The following is a 15929-nucleotide window of genomic DNA, read 5'->3' as shown; positions in this document are numbered from 1 at the left end:
AGATGTGTATAAGAGGCGGGGCGGTGGGGGCGTTGCCGGTGGCGGAGCGTTGAGCGCAGTTCGTTTGGCGGCCAACCGGTTCGCGGCGCGGTCCCGGATGGCGCGCCTTTGCGGGTCCGGGTCACCGTTGCCGAGAAAACAGGATTGCGTCGCCTGGTCTACGACGGACAGCGCGCTCGCATAACGTTCCCCGGCGCGTGCCCGATTGCCCGCCGCCGCGGCACGGTCGCCCTCGGTCTCGCGGACCAGTTCGAGGTTGACCCGCACCGGGCAGGAGCGGTCGGCGTCGGTGCGGGCAAGCGCGGCGGAGAAGTGAGTGTCGGCATCGTCGAGGCGGCCGTCAAGCACGGCGGCGGTGCCCGCCGCGAACGGCGCCTTCGCCGGTTCCACCACGTTCGCCATGCCAAGGATTGCCGCATTGGCCTGCACAGTGTCTCCGTCGCCACTTGCGAAGGCGCGGGCCGCTGAATTTCCGGCCACCACAACGGAAAACAGCTTGACGGTAACCAGCAGCGCGACGGCGGTGACCGGCGCCGAGTAGATCAGTAGCCGCCGTCGCAGCCGCAGCCGTGCCGGTTTCGAAGTCACGATGTCAGATCCCGCCGGGCGATGCGGCCGCGCCGGAATTCGCGGACTGAAAGGTAGATCTCGGCCAGCAGCAGCCCCGCTGCGAGCAGCGCGGGCAGCCAGTACAGCTCGGTCTGTCCGTCGGCCTCCGCCCGGATATCCGGCGTGTCGGGCAGGTCGGGCCGGAAAGACTGTCCCGGATCCCGATGGACATACGGCACGTTGAGTTGTGCGGCAATTTGTCGCAATTCGGCTTCGTTGATCGCGTCGCTGCGGCCGTAGCCCAGCACCGCTCCGCCGGCCACCGCGCTCTGCGTGAGGTTGAAGTCACCCTGGGGGCTGCGCGAACCGGGCGCACCGCAGCCGAAGTAGAGCACCACGTTTCGCGAACCCGGATACTGCTGCGCCGCCTGGATCAACTGGTATCGCAGCACGTTGTCCGCCGCTCCCCCGTTCACGTCGGGACTCGCGTTTTCGGGGCCGATCGCGGCGACGGTCGGGCGCAGGCTCCAGACATCCTCGGACAGCGGCCAGTCCAGCGAGGCCCGAGAGGCGAAGCCGACGAGCGCGTAGCGTGCCGCCGGGTACTGCTTGATCACCGCGGCGACGTCGTCGCGCATCCCCGCGATCCGCGGTTCGCCGGCGCCGTAGTCGTCGACGCCTGAGTCGGCCGACCGATCGACCACGAGGAACACGTTGAGGTTCTCGCCAGCCGCTCGGGTTGCGCCACGGCTCTTTTCGTCGTCACGAAGTCCGGGGCGGATGGTCGCGGCAAGGAGCAGCAGCACCGCGAATGTCACACTGGTCCACCGTAGCGCCGCGCGACCACGCCGGCGCCCCGCCGATAGGAGCACCTGGCGCAGCGCCACCAGTCGCGCCAGGAGTAGCGCACCTGCGACGACCGCGAAGATCGGCCAGGGCAGCAGAGGATGGAACGTCATCGGCGTAACACCAAGAGGGCCACCGACAGGACGGCCGCCGACAGCAGCGCGATTACCAGCGGCACCACCGGGTCGTCGCGGAAGTCCGCGGTCACGACGGTGCCGTCGGCCAGGTGCGCGGGTGGGGTGTGTGCGCGAATGTCGTTGATTGCCTTGACCACCGATCCTCGTCCCGGTGCGAGGTACCTGCCGCCGCTCCGCGTGGCGAGGGCGACGAGCGAGGCGCTTGCCGGTGACGGCGCGGTGTCGATGACATTGAGCTGCGTTCCCGCGCGCTCGGCCACGTCCCACACACTGGTATCGGTGAACAGTGCGGGGCGCGAGTCTCCTGCGGCACGGAGATCTGAGGGCCCGAGATAGATTACCGACCGCCGATGCGTGCCGCCCTTCTCGATCGTCGGGAATCCTGACATACAGAGCGCCAGAACGTCGTTCACAGTCGTCGCATAGTCGGTGTAGGGCACGGCGGGGGCGAACGACGCCGACTGCGCCGCATGAGTGCCGGTGTACTCACCGAATCGCGCTGCGGCGTACTGGTGGTCGCGCGTCAGCGGCACCAGGCGACGGTTGACCGATGTCAAGCCGATCCGTTGACGCTGAGGCGACGTGCCGGCCTGCCGCGCGAAGTAGTCGAGCAATTCAGCGGTCGCCGCATCGGTCACCGGCTGCCCGACACACAGCATGATGTCTTCGGGGTGGGCGGCGTCGAAATCGTTGCTGGCGACGGTCGGACGGGCCGCCGTCCAGGAGGCGGCGCCGAACATGGCCGTCAGGACCACCAGGGTTACCACCGTTGACAGTGATCGCAGCCGGGCCACTTTCGCGTACTCGGGCAACCGGGTCAGCCGTGCGACGTTGGCTAATGGCCGCAGCCGCCGGCGGGCAGCGGTCATAGGCAGCAATGCCGCCAGCGCCACAACCGCGACGAAGCAGGCCAATCCGATGGCCGCCACCGGCCACCATTTCAGGTCCACGAGCGGATCAACTCCTGCGCCCGGATGCTCACGTCGGTGACATCGACATGCGCCTCGGCGTTGAACTGCGCGTCCCCGAGCCGAGTCAGCAGCGGCGCGGCAGCGGCCAGACTCGCATCGGCCATGGCCCCGACGTGTAGGTACTGCGCCCGCACCCCGGTCGCTTGATGCAGAAAGCTGCGCACCGTCCGGCTGATCGCCGCGCACGCCGCCGGAGCCGACATCTGCCCGGCAGCGTGCTCGTCGGCGATGCCTTGCACGCGGCGGGCGAAGCGGTCACGGATCAGCCAGGCGTGCGCTCGCCGCACGACGGGGATGCGCCGCAGTTGGTGCGAGGGCAGGGTCCATACGAAAATGATTACGTACCAGATAATTACGGCAATCACCAAGATCACGGCCAACCAAAGCCACGACGACGCGTACGGCTGCGGACCGAATATGTGGCGCAGCAGATCATCCGGCACGGGCGGCCACCTCGGTCAGGCGAACGAGTTCGCGCCGGATGTGGTCGCTGCCGGCGATAGTCGCGTGGGGAATCGCGTGACCGGTCAGGAACGCGTCGAGGCGGTTGCGACGGGACTGCTCGGCGCGGCGGTAAGCGCTGACCACCCGCGGGCCGAGGTCGGCTCCGTTCAGGACGAAACGACCGGTGGCGACGTCGTACCCGTCGGTGTTGTCGGGACCCACCGCGGCCATGTCCGACACCATCGCCCACATGATGTCGTGGCGCCCGCTCAGTCTGGCGAGCACTGCGCCGAGTCTGTCATCGACCTCGGGTTCATCGGATACGACGATGATCAACATGGCGTGTCGGTAATGCGTTGCGACGTAGTCAAGTTGGGTGGCGACGTCACTGCGGCCGGGGTTGGTCGTAGTGTGCTGGTACCAGCGGTGCAGTAGTCCCTCGATGTGCGACTCGCCGCGCCGCTGCGGAATGTTCACACTGCCGCGGCGGTCGCCGTAGACCATGCCGATCTGATCCGATCGCCGTAGACCGATCAACCCCACCGCGCCCATGATGTGCGCGGCGACATCGCGTTTGCCCTCCGCACTCGGGGCGAGCGCCGACATGTTGCGACCTGCATCGGCGACGAGCAAAATCTTGTGGTGCTTCTCGGAGACGAACCGCTTGATGAGCACGCTGCCCGATCGCGCAGAGGCCTTCCAGTCGATGTCCCGGACGTCATCGCCGGGCACGTACGGGCGTAGGTCGTCGAATTCCATGCTGCGCGTATGCAATAGCGCATAGCGGCCGCCTTCGAGCAGGCCGCGGGTGTCGGCGCCGAAGTGCGCCTTGGCCCGGTTGAGGTGCTTACCCAAGGTGGCCTTCGACGCCTCAGGGAACCCTGACGACCCGCAGCGCGGCGTCGATGACGACCTCGGGGGTGATATCGGCGCTGGCCGCTTCGAATCCGAGGATGAGCCGGTGCCGCAGCACCCGGTGCGCAAGCTTCGCGATGTCCTCGGGCAGTACGTGCGCACGCCCGGACAGCACGGCCTGCGCCCGGGCCGCCTTACAGAACGCGATCGTTGCGCGGGGGCTGGCGCCGTATTCGACCAGACGCGCGATCTGCTTGGGCAGCGCCCCCGCGGGGTGACGGGTCACATCGACCAGCTGGCTGGCATAGAGCATCAGCGCGCGATCCATGTGGACATGGCGCACCACGTCCTGGACGCGGAGCACGTCCTCGAGGCCGACCACCGGCGGGGCGGGCCGCCCCTTGTCGTAGATGCCGGCATCGATCCGCGACATCACTTCCACCTCCTCCTGCGGGGAGGGGTAGCGCACGATCTCCTTGAGCAGGAAGCGGTCGGTCTGCGCCTCGGAGAGCGGATAGGTGCCTTCCTGGTCGACGGGGTTCTGGGTGGCGACGACCAGAAACGGGTCCGCGAGGGGGTGCACCTGCCCGGCGATCGTGGTCTGCCGCTCCTCCATCGCCTCGAGCATCGCGCTTTGCGTCTTCGCGCTGGACCGGTTGATCTCGTCGAGCAGCACGATGTTGGCGTGCACCGGCCCTAGTTGGGTGACGAAGGAGTTGGTCGCCGAGTCATAGATCTGCGTGCCGATGATGTCGCTGGGCAGCAGGTCGGGCGTGCACTGGATGCGTTGAAAGCGGCCGTGAATCGACTCGGCGAGCACCTTGGCTGCGGTGGTCTTCGCCAGGCCCGGCACGCTTTCCAACAGGATGTGTCCGCCCGCGAGCAGGCCGATGAGCAGCGACTCTCGCAGGTCGCGCTGCCCGACGATTTTGGCCGCGAAGGCCCCGGAGATGGCGTCAACGATCCCCCGGACGCCGTCGATTTCGCGCTGATCCGGTTGTGTCCTGGCTGTAGTCATACGCCCGGGGGGATACCCCGGCCCGGGATTTCCACACGTGGTCGGCCTCGTCCTCCCGACCGTAGAGTGCCAAGTTCGCGTCCGCTGCGGCGCGACACCTGTGCACTCTCGGCCTGGGGATGCCGACGGGTGCTGCCAGCCCACCGAAAACGGACAGCTCAGATGGTCAATTGCCGATGGGTGGCCGGGGTACGCCGGCCACGGGAGGGAACGGACCCTCGCCCTGCTCCGGCACTACCTGCTCAGCATCCTGCTTGGGCTCGGACTCGGGGTCGTCGGCGGTGTTGTTGGGCGCTTCATCCGCGTGGCGTCGGGTCATGGCATCTCCTTCTTTGACGATCCGGAACCCATACCCACCCTCGATGTCGCTACAACCTCCCGCGCCGCGATAACTCCTAATAGGCGCGGGCCAGCTGGCAGGGCTTGGACGTGGGCGGCTGCGGATGTCGAAACCAATGACCATCGCTTATGGGACTTTCGCCGCTAGCCCGATAGCACCCGCCTGCGATTAACTGGGATGACGTAACTCCACCACGCTGCGCTTGGGGATATTGATGAAGAAAGCAATATTGGGCGTGTCGGCGGCAGCAGTCATAGCACTGGTACCCCTCAGTGTTCCCTTGGCACCAGCAGGCGCCGGCGATCCCTGTGTCAACGTCACCGATCCCGCCGCCCACCAAGCGTGCCTCGACGATTACATGCGTGAGATCTACAGACGCGAACTTAGCCAATGCGAGGCGAGCCCACATCACGGACAGATCGGTCAGGTTTGCGGGTAACCACCTCGGCGGCTACCCAGCCGGGGGCTGGCCCGAATTGTGAACGTCACCCTTGCAGTGAAGAAACTGGCACAACGTCGCGGCTCATTTAGCCGGTGAGGCAGGGGCTCGAACCCGCAGATTATGAGCCGAATGGTCTAGAGGCTCCGTCGTCCAGCCGTTCGCCGGGAACCCCCCACCTCAACATCTTTGTGGGCGTAGTAGATCCGTCCGTTGACCTCGGCGCTTCTCATCGATGGTCGGCCTGGCTGCGACAGCGTCCCCGACAACCCGCGGTAAAGCCGACGTTAGTCGACGAAGCCGCGTCACGCTGCACCCCGGCACCGGGATATCTACGTGCACAATCGTTTTAGAAGCGTCTTCGCCGAAGGACCAGCATGAGTCAATAAAGCGCTTCGCCGACACGTACATTCACTCGGGTTGGCGGGGACGCATGACGGCAACGACCCGGATTATTTCTCAGTTCCGCTGCGCCACTACGGCGATAAGACGTAAGGTTCCCGCCCCGTCGCAATATGGACACTTCGACACCCGTGGTGGATGCAACGCGACGAAAGTCCCGCAGGACATGGGTCTTTAGGCCCTACTCCCGTAGTCGTGCGTGTTGATCGGATGTAAAAGAGTTGTCCCACAACTCAAACCAAATCGCCGGAGGAAACGCGGCGTTATCGAGTTCGTAGGAGGACCCTCATGTCAAGCAGTTTGAGCATTAAGATGATCGCGGCGGTCGGCCTTGCGCTCCTCGGCGCGGCCACGACCACCACTATCGCCACGGCCGATCCGCTTTCGCCCCCAGCCCCTTTGGCAGGGCCTGTCAACAGCGTCGACGGATTGGGTGGTGACAGGACTGTGGCCTGCGACAACGGTACCTTGTACGTCAGCGGGGGCAACCTTGTGGTCACCGTCACGGGAAACTGCGACGTGCTGAACGTTTCCGGGACCGGGCATAAGGTCACCGTCGACTCGGCCAATTCCATTATGGTGTCCGGCGGCTCGAACGAGATCACGTATCACTCCGGCACTCCGGCGGTCAACAACACCGGCAACCAGAACGTCGTGCACCAGGGCTGAGTCCCCATCTTCGGCCGGGGCCCCGCCCGCGAATGTGATGCCATGTCGGGCGGGTGCATTCCCGAACGCGCCAAGGCCTGAGCGCTGGAACAACTGCGCTCCCTTGAATGCCAAAGTGACTCTCGACAAGTCGCTTAAGCCGTATACCCCGCTCGCACTCAAGGGGGCAAGCAGCTGAGAGTGCCTATTGCGCAAAGGGCTTCGGCCGCAACTGGACGAACAGCGGCACCGCTTCGCGCCTACGTCGAGCACTCCGTGCTCGCTCGGGTGGCTTTACTTGGCCGCCAATTGTTGCGCCAAAGCCCACGCCATCTGCGCCAGTGCGCGGTAGCGGTCCCGAATCTCTGATGTGCCGGCCCGGGAGTCGGCAGCATTGCCGTCGAGCCCGCGCCGCCACACGCCGGCGGTGATGGAGGCGAGGCGGAACATAGAAAACACGATGAAGGCATCGAGCGAGCGAGCGGGCTCTCGGTCGGCATGCCGACAGTAACTTGCAACGAATGCTTGCTCGTCGGGTATGCCGGTGCCGGTCAGATCCTCGCCCGCTACACCCCTCGTGCCGCTGAAGTCCGGCGGCAGATGGTAGGTCAGGCAGGTGTAGGCAAGGTCAGCCAACGGATGGCCGATGGTCGCCAGCTCCCAGTCGAGTACCGCAACGATCTCGGGCTCGGTCGGATGGATCAGGACGTTACCCAAGCGGTAGTCGCCGTGCGCGATGCAAGCCGGTTCATCGTCCGTTGGCAGGTGTTCCGGCAACCACTGCGCCAACTGATCCATCGCCGGCATGCCCTCGACGCGCGCAGCCTGCCACTGCCTCGTCCACAGCGCCACCTGGCGTTGCAGGTAACCTTCTGGCTTGCCGAACCCCTCGAGTCCTACCGCGCGCCAGTCCACACGGTGCAGCGCCGCAAGGACCCGTGCGAGGTCCTCGTAGACCGCCGCACGATGTGCCGGAGCGCTCTCGGGCATGGCCGGGTCGTGAAAGATACGTCCGGGGACGTAGTCCATGATGAAAAACGTTGTGCCAATGATAGATTCGTCATTGCACAGCAGCCGCATGCGCGGCACCGGCACACCGGTGTCTCGCAACGCCGACATGACGCGGTGTTCGCGCTCCACTTCATGTGCCCGGGGCAGTAACTTGCCCGGCGGCTTCTTGCGAAGGACGTACTCGCCGGCGGTGGTTTGCAGGTGAAACGTCGGGTTGCTCTGTCCGCCTTGAAACTGGCGAACCTCCAGTTGACCGTCGAAGCCGGGAAGCTTTCCGCGCAAGTGCCGTGCGAGGCCGGCTTCATCGAAGCGGTGCGCAGGTAGCACCGGCACCAGTTCTGCCACGCCGTCCATCGCTGCAACGTTACGTGCGAATCCTCGAGGCGCTACGGAAATCGTCGTCTGCGACGTGTCACGGCAGCCTGAACGTGCTGCCGATATCTCAACCGAAGTAGCAACCATCGTCGATGGGCTGCAAACCCCAACGTGAGCGGATCGAACGGCGTCTTTGAGATGGCTCCAATGTTGCATATGCCCGCGTTCAACGCCCGCAACACACCGGTGTTCATTCGCGAAATTGACGATGAAGTTCGTCACGCCGGGGGTGACCGCGCAGGTCGCGCTGCCCGACGATCTTCGCCCCGAGGCCCCAGAGATGGCCGTGCCCTCTCTCCGGTCACATTGGGCTCAAGTGTCAATTTCCGATGGGTGGTCGGGGTTCGCCCGTTAGCGGAGGGAAGGAACCTTCGCCAGCCTCGGGTACGACTTCCTCATTTGGCGCCGCGTCCGGGGTCTCGGCGGCGTCTTCGGCAAAAGTCGGCTCTCATGGCGGGTAATCACCGAGCTGCTCCAAACCGGACCGGCGATGTATCTCGGCGCAGCCACCGGCGTTCTCGTCGAATCTCTGCTTCGGCGGGCTTCAAGGGTGACATGGCACAAGGCCTCGTCCGGCCCCGATCACCGCTCCGGACGCCACCTGAGTGGCACGTGAACGGGGAACCAACCGTCAAAAATCTCGCTGGGCGAAGGGCTGTAGGGTCTGGGATGCCACGCTTTGGGCACATCGCCGCCGCTCCAGTCGAACCAAAAGAACGGAATCTTGGCGAGCCACACTTCAAAGAACACGCCCAGCAGGTCCCGGGCAAGGTGCGAGGCCGGACACCGGTGCGGGCCTCCCCCGAAGCTCCAATTCCGCTGCGGGCCATCGAGTTTGATGTCATGACCTGACATGTCATCAGACTCGTCGCGATGAACGAATCCGACGCACAACTCGACAGGCGACCCGGCTGGGATCGTCGTTTCGCCGATTGTCACGCTGCGGCTGGTGATTCGGGACACGGTCTTCGCCCCGCCATCCAATCGCAGCAGCTCCTCGATGAACCTGCGTTGCCGGTCAGGGTTTTCGCGTAACTCACGCTGCAATATCGGCTGGCGGGCCAGCACCGCCAGTCCGGCCCTGATAGCGAACGACGCGAAGATGAAGCCTCGGCCCACCGAGGCCATCAGTCCCAGTACTTCTTCGTCGGTGAGCGGTTCGGTGGCGAGGATACTGATCACGTCGGGGCCGCCCTGTGGGGCTCGGCGGATTGCCGCCACCATTTGCGTGTTGACCGCGTCGGGAGCGGTATCCGTCGGCAGTCCGCAGACCGTGACGAAGGCCGCGCGCCAGACAACCTCGGCGACACCCGCACCGTCGCAGCGGTCCAGTTGCGCCGCTACGGCGCCGACGCATTGTTCGATGATCGCGCGCACGGGCTCGAGCATGTCCCGCGAGTTGCCGGGAGTGAACAACTGCTCGATCATGATTTTCCGGTACGGACCGAACGGCGGATTACCGGGCATCAGCTCGCCTTGGCGGCTGGCGAAAAGCTCGCCATCGCGGATGGCAGCAAGAACGTCGTCGCGCCGCCACAGCACGTACGTGCCGTCCGGTTGCCGCAGCACTCGTTGACCGGAGCGCTCCGCGGCGGCCAGCCACTCCCGATAACCGTTGGCTGCTTCCTCGTCGGAACGCATGACTTCCAGCGCGGCGTCGCCACCCGACTCGATCACCGCGCACCACCGACTTTCACGATCGGCGGTCGCTGCGAACTAAGCATGACCGGCGCCGCCTGGAACTCCGACGCCGAAAGTCTATCGCCGAGATCGGCGAGACGTCGCCGCAACAGTCGCCGGGCTGCGGCCGCTAGGTGTGGACTTTCCAGCCCGCTAGCGGGGTGGGCGCCGCCGGAGCGTTGGGGTCATTGAACTCGATGTAGATGTCGCCTTGGTTGACGGCGTCGTACGCGATGTATCCGTGGGCGGTCTGGCCGTTGACGACACTGCCCGAGCGCAGGGGCGGCGTCTTGTTGATCTTCTGGTAGTCAACCGTCAATGAGCCGCGTTCGACGTCCCGGTAAGGGTCTTGCCTCCACGGCGACGACGCGGCAGTCACGTAGGCCTCGCCGTAGCTGAAGGGTGTGTCGGACTTGCCGACGATGGTGAGCTCGATGACGTTGCAGCCCCCGCCGCTCCCGGTGCAGCCCGACGAAACCCAGCTCACGTTGTTCAGCGTGACGTCGGCGGTCGCGGCGCTGTATTCCGTGACATGGATGGTGGTGCCGGCTTTGCCTACCGGAAACGGCGACTGTTGGGGTGTCGGGTCGGCGCCAGCGAGCGGCGCCGTTAGGCCAGCCGTCATCGCCAGCAATGTCACGACCGCTGCCCTCACGGGAGTCGATATGGCCACCAGCAGACCATAGCGCGCATTGCGCAGGTGGTTGTCCCGCTATCGGCCTGTGGCCTGAACCTTGAGTGGGGCGTGCGCCGGCGTTCAGATTGCACCGGTCGAACGGAGGCGCTCAATTCCGGCCGCATCGTAGCCCGCCAGGGCGGTGAGTAACTCTTCCGTATGCTGCCCGACTTGCGGCGCCGCCGGCGGTGCAAATCCGTCGTCGGATTTGGTCTTGATACACGTTCCTATCAGTCGCTGCGAGGCTCCATCCGGCTGAGCCTGCACATAAACGAGCCGACGAGCCTTTGTGTGATCGTCTTCGAACAGATCTGATCCCAAAAATGCTGGCGCACCCGCGATATCGGTCGCAATGAAGAAGTCGGTCCATTCCCTGCGTGTGCGTTCCTTGAAGATGGCTGTCAACTGCTCGCGCAGCCGGGCCTCTGCCTCGTCATCCTCCCCCGGCCTCTGGCGCCCTGGTTCGTAGAGATCCATCCTCTCGAGTGACTCGCAGAATCTCAGCCAGAACTTGTCCTCCAAGGCGTTGAACACCACGTAGTTGCCGTCGCTCGTTTCGTAGTACTGGTAGCGAAGCGAAGCGCGAATTCCCTCACCGTAGGCCGGTTGACCGTTCGCCAGCGCCGCGAGGTGTTGAAAGTTCCAGTTGATCGCCGCATCGACCTGCGCGACTTCGACGTACTGCGGCTTGCGGTCGCGCCCTGCGGCGTGCAACGCGGCGAGGACGCCCATCGCTGCGTACAGCGGTCCCGCCAGAACCCCCGTTGTCCCTGTCGCCGCGCCCGAAAGGCGTGGCGTTCCATCCGCTTCGATGATCGGCGGACTCAAGCCGGCGAAACAGTCAAAGGACAACCCGTGTGTGGGTAACCGGGTGTAGGGCCCGTAGCTGCCCATACCATTGAGCACGCAATAGACGACTGTCGGATTGACCGCGACGATGTCGTCATAACCGAAGCCGAGCCGCTGGGCGGTTCCGTAACGCAGGCCGTCGATCACTATCGCCGACGTCGCGGCCAGGCGGCGAAACGCATCTTGACCCTCACTCGTTTTCAGGTTTATCGCCACACTCTTCTTGCCGCGGTTCCAGTGAGAGTCCTGCAACTCGCCGCCCGAAACCGCCGAACCGCGAAACCCACCGCCGCCAGGTGGCTCGACCTTGATTACGTCTGCGCCGAGGTCTGCGAGGTGGCCACCCAGTGCATCCGCGGAGAACAGAGACACTTCGAGGACCCGGACGTCCCTGAGAAGTTCCATCAAGCCGACCCTTCCAGCCCCAAGTCCCGACGCGGACCCGCGCCACGTCTCGAAGGCGCAGTGCCCCGCTACATCATGGTGATTGATTTCAGCTCGGTGTATTCCTCGAAACCCCAGCGCCCCTGCTCGCGGCCGAGTCCACTTTGCTTGAAGCCGCCCAATGGCCCGCCGCCGTTGAACAAGCCGCGCGCCGGCAAAGACCAGCCCGGGCCCTGCCCATCACTCGGATTGGCGCCGAGGTCGGCGCCGGGTGCGACAGTCTGCACCATGATGGTGCCCGTTCGGATCTGCCTGGCGACGTTGAATCCCCTTGCGGCATTGCGGGTCATCACCAGACCCGCCAGACCGTAGATGGAGTCGTTCGCGATGCGGATGGCTTCGTCTTCGGAGCGGTAGGTCATCACCGCCAGCACAGGCCCGAACACCTCTTCCTGGCATAAGCGCATGTCGCTGCGGCAGTCGACAAATGCAGTCGGTTCGTAGTAGAAGCCGCGTTCCAGATGTTCGGGACGTTTGCCGCCGACCACCAGCCGCGCACCTTCCTCTTGCCCGGCCTCAACAAAGCTTTCCACTCGTTGACGTTGTTGATCCCTGATCAGCGGCCCGACGACAATGGCGGGATCACGCGGGTCACCGACCGTGATCAGTGGAGCCATCGCTTTCACGCCCTCGACGTACGCATCGAGCAGATGCTCGGGCAACAGAAGTCGCGACGTGACCGTGCATGCCTGTCCGGCATGCATCAGCACTTGACCGAATCCTATTCCCGCAACGTCACTTTCGGTGATGTCGTCGAGAACGATGTGCGCGCTCTTGCCCCCGAGCTCCAGTTGCGCGCGTTTCATCGTTGCCGCCGATATTTCGCGGATGCGTCGACCGGTCGCTGTCGAACCGGTGAAACCGATCATGTCGACGCCTGGATGGGTGCACAGCTCCTCTCCCACTTCGGTGCCGCCCACGACGACGTTGAACACGCCCGGGGGCAGGCCGGCTTCCTCACCCACCTTCGCCAGCTCCAAGGCGTTCATCGGGGTCCAGGGGTGGGGCTTGAGCACCACGGTGCAGCCGACGGCCAAAGCGGCAAGGCACTTTTGGATGTTGATCGAGAAGGGAAAGTTGAACGGCGTGATGACTCCGACCACCCCGACCGGTTCCCGAACGACAGTGACGCCGCCCAGGCCGGTCGCCGAAACCCTGGGCCCGCCAGGCGTTTCCACCCACGTCACATCGTGTTCGACGAACTCGCCGTAGTAATGGGCCGCCTCGATAGCACCCCCAACCTGAATCAGGTCGGTGATGAAAGCGGTCGAGCCGATCTCGGCGACGATCAGCTCCCTCAGGTCCGCTTTGCGTTGGTCGAGGACTTCAGCGAACCGCTTGATGACCTTCGCCCGCTCCCGCACCGGCATCCACGGCCACGGACCTTCGTCGAATGCCCGGCGAGCGGCCTCGATAGCCATGACCGCCTGCTTTGGCCCACCGTCGACGACTCGGCCGATCAACTCCTCGTTGGACGGATCGATGACGTCGATGGTGCCGACGGCGTTGTCGCTCAACCACTGACCGCCGATGAAGCTCTGATACTCCCGCATCACACGAATTCCGTCAGCCGTCGACTACTTCGACGTCGGATACGGGGCGGGCTCAAAGTCGAAGACCCGGCGGGCATTGCCTTGCAGGACTTTGTACTTGTCGAGGTCGGACCGGCCGTCGAGTGCCTTGTGAGCGGCCTGAAGAGAGTTGGGCCAGAGGCTGTCGGTATGCGGGTAATCCGTTTCGATCATCACATTGTCGACACCGATGAAGTCGAGATTCGCCGCCCCGAATTCGTCCTCGATGAAGCAGCCGTACATGTGGTCGCGGAAGAGCTGACGCGGAGACTCCGGGAAAATCTCGGGGTCGGTGGGTACGGGGGTTAAGCGCATCGTGGCCGGATCAACCGTCCAGTTGTTGGCGCGCAGGTATTGGTAGTCGGCGGCGACATGTTCGGCACGCTCGATGAGGTAGGGGATCCAGCCGATGCCGCCCTCGGCCAGCACGATCTTCAGGTCGGGGTATTTCTGCAGCTTGCCTGAGAACAGCCAGTCGGTGGTCGAGTTCGCCAGGTTGAGGTTGATGTTGACCGCCTGAACCCCGAAAGGTGCGTCGGGCGACGTGGTGGGACTGACCGACGACGAGCCGATGTGCGTGCACAGCGGCATCTTCGTCTCGTTCACCACCGCGAAGAAATCGTCCCATGCCCCCGAGTGGATGGACGGGAACCCTAGCGGGTGCAGGTTCTCCGAGAAGGCGATGGCTTTGGCGCCCTTGCCGGCGCACCGCAGGGTCTCCTCGACTGCCAGTCGGGTATCCCACAACGGGATGATGACCATCGGGATGTAGCGACCGGGCGCCGCCGCACACCACTCGTCGATGACGAAGTCGTTGTACGCCCGTACGCACTTGAGACCTAGGTCGCGGTCACCGAGGTGGGCGAACATCTGACCACAGAACCGGGGGAAAAACGGAAAGTTGAGCCCCGCGATCACGTGATCCTCGTCCATGTCAGGGATGCGGGCAACCGGATCGAAATACGCACGAGGCATCTCGTCGTAATTCACTGGCAGCGGGGAGTACTCAGCCGGCCTTTGGTGAGCCGCGACCAGGATGCCCAGCACCGACGCGCGCGCTTGGTCGTAGATCCATGTATCGACGCCGTCGATGCGCTCGACGTGTGGGACTCGATCACGGTCGGCGGCCGACGCGCGATCGACCCACAGGTTGGGCGGCTCGATGATGTGGTCGTCGACGGAGATCATCCATTGAAGATCTTGCTTGTCCACGGGGTTCCTCCCTGATTTCACCGAACCGGTTCATCGGGGGCGAGCAATCGGGGCGGCTTCGCGCAAGACGGGTACCGAATACCGGCTGACCTGATGCTAGAAGCGGTTTTGGCAGGCTGTCAAGTAGCACTTGATAACTTGTCGGGCATAACTTGACGATGCGCTATTGCGTTGGCTGCGAGGTGATATGAGCAATTGCCCGCCCATCACTGGCCGACACGGGCACCCGGCGTGAAGACGACGGGCAGGGCGCGGTAACCCCGAGTGACTGAGTTCCCGTGGAAATCAACTTTCGACCCGGGCGGGATGGCGTAGTCGGGTATCCGATTCAGGGTTTGTTCGACGCCCACCCGAAACTCGAGTCGGGCGAGATTGGAGCCCAGACAGCGATGGACGCCCGCTCCGAACCCGAGGTGGCGGTTTTCCTGTCGGTCGAGAATGCACTTGTTCGGCTCTTCGAACTCGCGCGGGTCGCGGTTGGCGGCCGCATAGTTCACCACGACCGTCTCACCCGGACAAAACTTCTGGCCGCTTAGTTCAACCCCTTCCGCGACTGAGCGATGCAGTCCGTGGACCGAACCGGCGAACCGGATGAATTCCTCTATCGCCGTGGGCATCAACTCGGCTTCGCGTAAGAGTCGGTCGCGCTCCGAAGCATGGGTGCCCAGATAGAAGAAGGCGAACGACATTGCGCTCGAGGTCGTTTCGAGCCCCGCTTGCACCAGCAGCATCACATTCGCGACAACGTCGTCGAAGCTCATCTTCTCGCCGTCGATCTCGGCGGCGAGCAAAACATCGATCAGGTCGTCACGCGGCGGTGCACCACGACGTTTGTCGATCTCCTCGCGCACGTGGAGGTAGAGATTCGTCATCGCACCGATTCGGACCTCTTCGCTCTCACCATTGATCCCGAGGTCAGCTGTCTCGATGTAGTGCGGCACGTCCTCAACGGGCATGCCGAGTAGATACCTGAAGAACACGATCCCGGGTTGCTGCCATGCGACGTCGGCGAGATCGCCGCAGCCCAATTCGATGAAGTTGTCGATCAACCCATCGGTAACCGCGCGCACCTGGGGCTCCAACTCCTTCATCCGGCCCGGAGAAAAATACGGGTTGAGAACTTTGCGAAGGTGTTGCTGCCGTGGAGGATCCATGGCGATCACGATGTCGCCAAACGACGTCGCGTAGCCGTCCGGCCCAGAGGGTTTGCTGGAGAAGCTGCGCCAATCACGCAAAATCTCGTAACAGTCGTTGTAGCGGGTGGCGACCCACGCGCCGCCCGGCGCAGCGCCGGGCAGGAAAGGGACATCCTGGTGACTGAAGGGTTCGCTCTCCCGCATGACTTCGTAGACCTCATAGAGGAATTCTTGGTCGTCGAAATCTTCGTGACGAAGATCGAAATTCCGGGCGTGTTCCTCAGGTGATTTGCTCACCATGGGCAATCCTTTCCGCCCCCGGATGC

At 64.2% G+C, this 15929-nt stretch carries 15 protein-coding genes; 1 reads left to right on the top strand and 14 read right to left on the bottom strand.

Annotation, left to right across the window (positions count from 1 at the left end; translation table 11 throughout):
• The 7 genes from A5781_RS15925 to A5781_RS25645 form a co-directional block, all read right to left on the bottom strand.
• A partial coding sequence (locus tag A5781_RS15925) for a hypothetical protein (protein WP_197503860.1) occupies nt 1–588 on the bottom strand: 588 nt, incomplete at its 3' end.
• The gene (locus A5781_RS15920) at nt 585–1508 is read right to left on the bottom strand and encodes a vWA domain-containing protein (RefSeq protein ID WP_067207948.1); all 924 of its coding nucleotides are present in this window, start codon (nt 1506–1508) and stop codon (nt 585–587) included. The genes A5781_RS15920 and A5781_RS15925, both read right to left, overlap by 4 nt.
• Nucleotides 1505–2482, bottom strand: coding sequence for a hypothetical protein (locus A5781_RS15915; RefSeq protein ID WP_067207945.1), 978 nt, complete (start codon nt 2480–2482; stop codon nt 1505–1507). Before A5781_RS15915 ends, A5781_RS15920 begins: the two co-directional genes overlap by 4 nt.
• A complete protein-coding gene (locus tag A5781_RS15910; protein ID WP_067207942.1) occupies nt 2473–2946 on the bottom strand; it encodes a hypothetical protein in 474 nt (157 codons plus the stop codon). Before A5781_RS15910 ends, A5781_RS15915 begins: the two co-directional genes overlap by 10 nt.
• Nucleotides 2936–3802 (bottom strand): DUF58 domain-containing protein, encoded by an 867-nt coding sequence (locus tag A5781_RS15905; RefSeq protein ID WP_067207938.1) that lies wholly within the window; start codon nt 3800–3802, stop codon nt 2936–2938. Before A5781_RS15905 ends, A5781_RS15910 begins: the two co-directional genes overlap by 11 nt.
• A 16-nt stretch (nt 3803–3818) precedes the next feature.
• Nucleotides 3819–4820 carry a MoxR family ATPase gene (locus tag A5781_RS15900; protein WP_067207935.1) on the bottom strand — a complete coding sequence of 334 codons (1002 nt, stop codon included), beginning with the start codon at nt 4818–4820 and terminating at the stop codon, nt 3819–3821.
• Between the two features lie 166 nt (nt 4821–4986).
• Nucleotides 4987–5139: a hypothetical protein gene (locus A5781_RS25645; RefSeq protein ID WP_156622495.1), complete on the bottom strand. Its 153-nt coding sequence runs from the start codon at nt 5137–5139 to the stop codon at nt 4987–4989.
• Nucleotides 5140–6289: 1150 nt separating this feature from the next.
• Here A5781_RS25645 and A5781_RS15895 point away from each other — a divergent pair.
• Nucleotides 6290–6670 carry a DUF3060 domain-containing protein gene (locus A5781_RS15895; RefSeq protein WP_082939375.1) on the top strand — a complete coding sequence of 127 codons (381 nt, stop codon included), beginning with the start codon at nt 6290–6292 and terminating at the stop codon, nt 6668–6670.
• A 273-nt stretch (nt 6671–6943) separates the two neighbouring features.
• Here A5781_RS15895 and A5781_RS15890 read toward each other — a convergent pair whose 3' ends face one another.
• From A5781_RS15890 to A5781_RS15860, 7 genes are all read right to left on the bottom strand, one after another.
• Nucleotides 6944–8014, bottom strand: coding sequence for a phosphotransferase family protein (locus tag A5781_RS15890; RefSeq protein ID WP_067207929.1), 1071 nt, complete (start codon nt 8012–8014; stop codon nt 6944–6946).
• Nucleotides 8015–8617: 603 nt separating this feature from the next.
• Nucleotides 8618–9676, bottom strand: a complete 1059-nt coding sequence (locus A5781_RS15885; protein ID WP_156624705.1) for a hypothetical protein — start codon at nt 9674–9676, stop codon at nt 8618–8620.
• Between the two features lie 169 nt (nt 9677–9845).
• Nucleotides 9846–10340 (bottom strand): hypothetical protein, encoded by a 495-nt coding sequence (locus tag A5781_RS15880; protein WP_067207970.1) that lies wholly within the window; start codon nt 10338–10340, stop codon nt 9846–9848.
• Nucleotides 10341–10472: 132 nt separating this feature from the next.
• Nucleotides 10473–11645, bottom strand: coding sequence for a CaiB/BaiF CoA-transferase family protein (locus A5781_RS15875; RefSeq protein WP_067207923.1), 1173 nt, complete (start codon nt 11643–11645; stop codon nt 10473–10475).
• 68 nt (nt 11646–11713) lie between these two features.
• Nucleotides 11714–13237 carry an aldehyde dehydrogenase family protein gene (locus A5781_RS15870; RefSeq protein WP_067207920.1) on the bottom strand — a complete coding sequence of 508 codons (1524 nt, stop codon included), beginning with the start codon at nt 13235–13237 and terminating at the stop codon, nt 11714–11716.
• A gap of 24 nt (nt 13238–13261) precedes the next feature.
• Nucleotides 13262–14467 carry an amidohydrolase family protein gene (locus A5781_RS15865; RefSeq protein ID WP_082939374.1) on the bottom strand — a complete coding sequence of 402 codons (1206 nt, stop codon included), beginning with the start codon at nt 14465–14467 and terminating at the stop codon, nt 13262–13264.
• Nucleotides 14468–14673: 206 nt separating this feature from the next.
• A complete protein-coding gene (locus tag A5781_RS15860) occupies nt 14674–15903 on the bottom strand; it encodes a cytochrome P450 (protein WP_197503858.1) in 1230 nt (409 codons plus the stop codon).
• Nucleotides 15904–15929: the final 26 nt, after the last annotated feature.

Source organism: Mycobacterium sp. 852002-30065_SCH5024008 (assembly GCF_001665645.1).
In the GTDB taxonomy this organism is placed as follows: Bacteria; Actinomycetota; Actinomycetes; order Mycobacteriales; family Mycobacteriaceae; genus Mycobacterium; species Mycobacterium paraffinicum.
Note: the sequence above shows the minus strand (reverse complement) of the source record. Positions and strands in the feature narration are given on the sequence as shown.

Excerpts from the sequence above, each read along its gene's own strand:
- A5781_RS25645 (WP_156622495.1), bottom strand. The coding sequence starts at position 5,139 with ATGACCCGACGCCACGCGGATGAAGCGCCCAACAACACCGCCGACGAC.
- A5781_RS15870 (WP_067207920.1), bottom strand. The coding sequence starts at position 13,237 with ATGCGGGAGTATCAGAGCTTCATCGGCGGTCAGTGGTTGAGCGACAAC.
- A5781_RS15900 (WP_067207935.1), bottom strand. The coding sequence starts at position 4,820 with ATGACTACAGCCAGGACACAACCGGATCAGCGCGAAATCGACGGCGTC.
- A5781_RS15880 (WP_067207970.1), bottom strand. The coding sequence starts at position 10,340 with ATGACGGCTGGCCTAACGGCGCCGCTCGCTGGCGCCGACCCGACACCC.
- A5781_RS15895 (WP_082939375.1), top strand. The coding sequence starts at position 6,290 with ATGTCAAGCAGTTTGAGCATTAAGATGATCGCGGCGGTCGGCCTTGCG.
- A5781_RS15885 (WP_156624705.1), bottom strand. The coding sequence starts at position 9,676 with ATGCGTTCCGACGAGGAAGCAGCCAACGGTTATCGGGAGTGGCTGGCC.
- A5781_RS15875 (WP_067207923.1), bottom strand. The coding sequence starts at position 11,645 with ATGGAACTTCTCAGGGACGTCCGGGTCCTCGAAGTGTCTCTGTTCTCC.
- A5781_RS15890 (WP_067207929.1), bottom strand. The coding sequence starts at position 8,014 with ATGGACGGCGTGGCAGAACTGGTGCCGGTGCTACCTGCGCACCGCTTC.
- A5781_RS15920 (WP_067207948.1), bottom strand. The coding sequence starts at position 1,508 with ATGACGTTCCATCCTCTGCTGCCCTGGCCGATCTTCGCGGTCGTCGCA.
- A5781_RS15860 (WP_197503858.1), bottom strand. The coding sequence starts at position 15,903 with ATGGTGAGCAAATCACCTGAGGAACACGCCCGGAATTTCGATCTTCGT.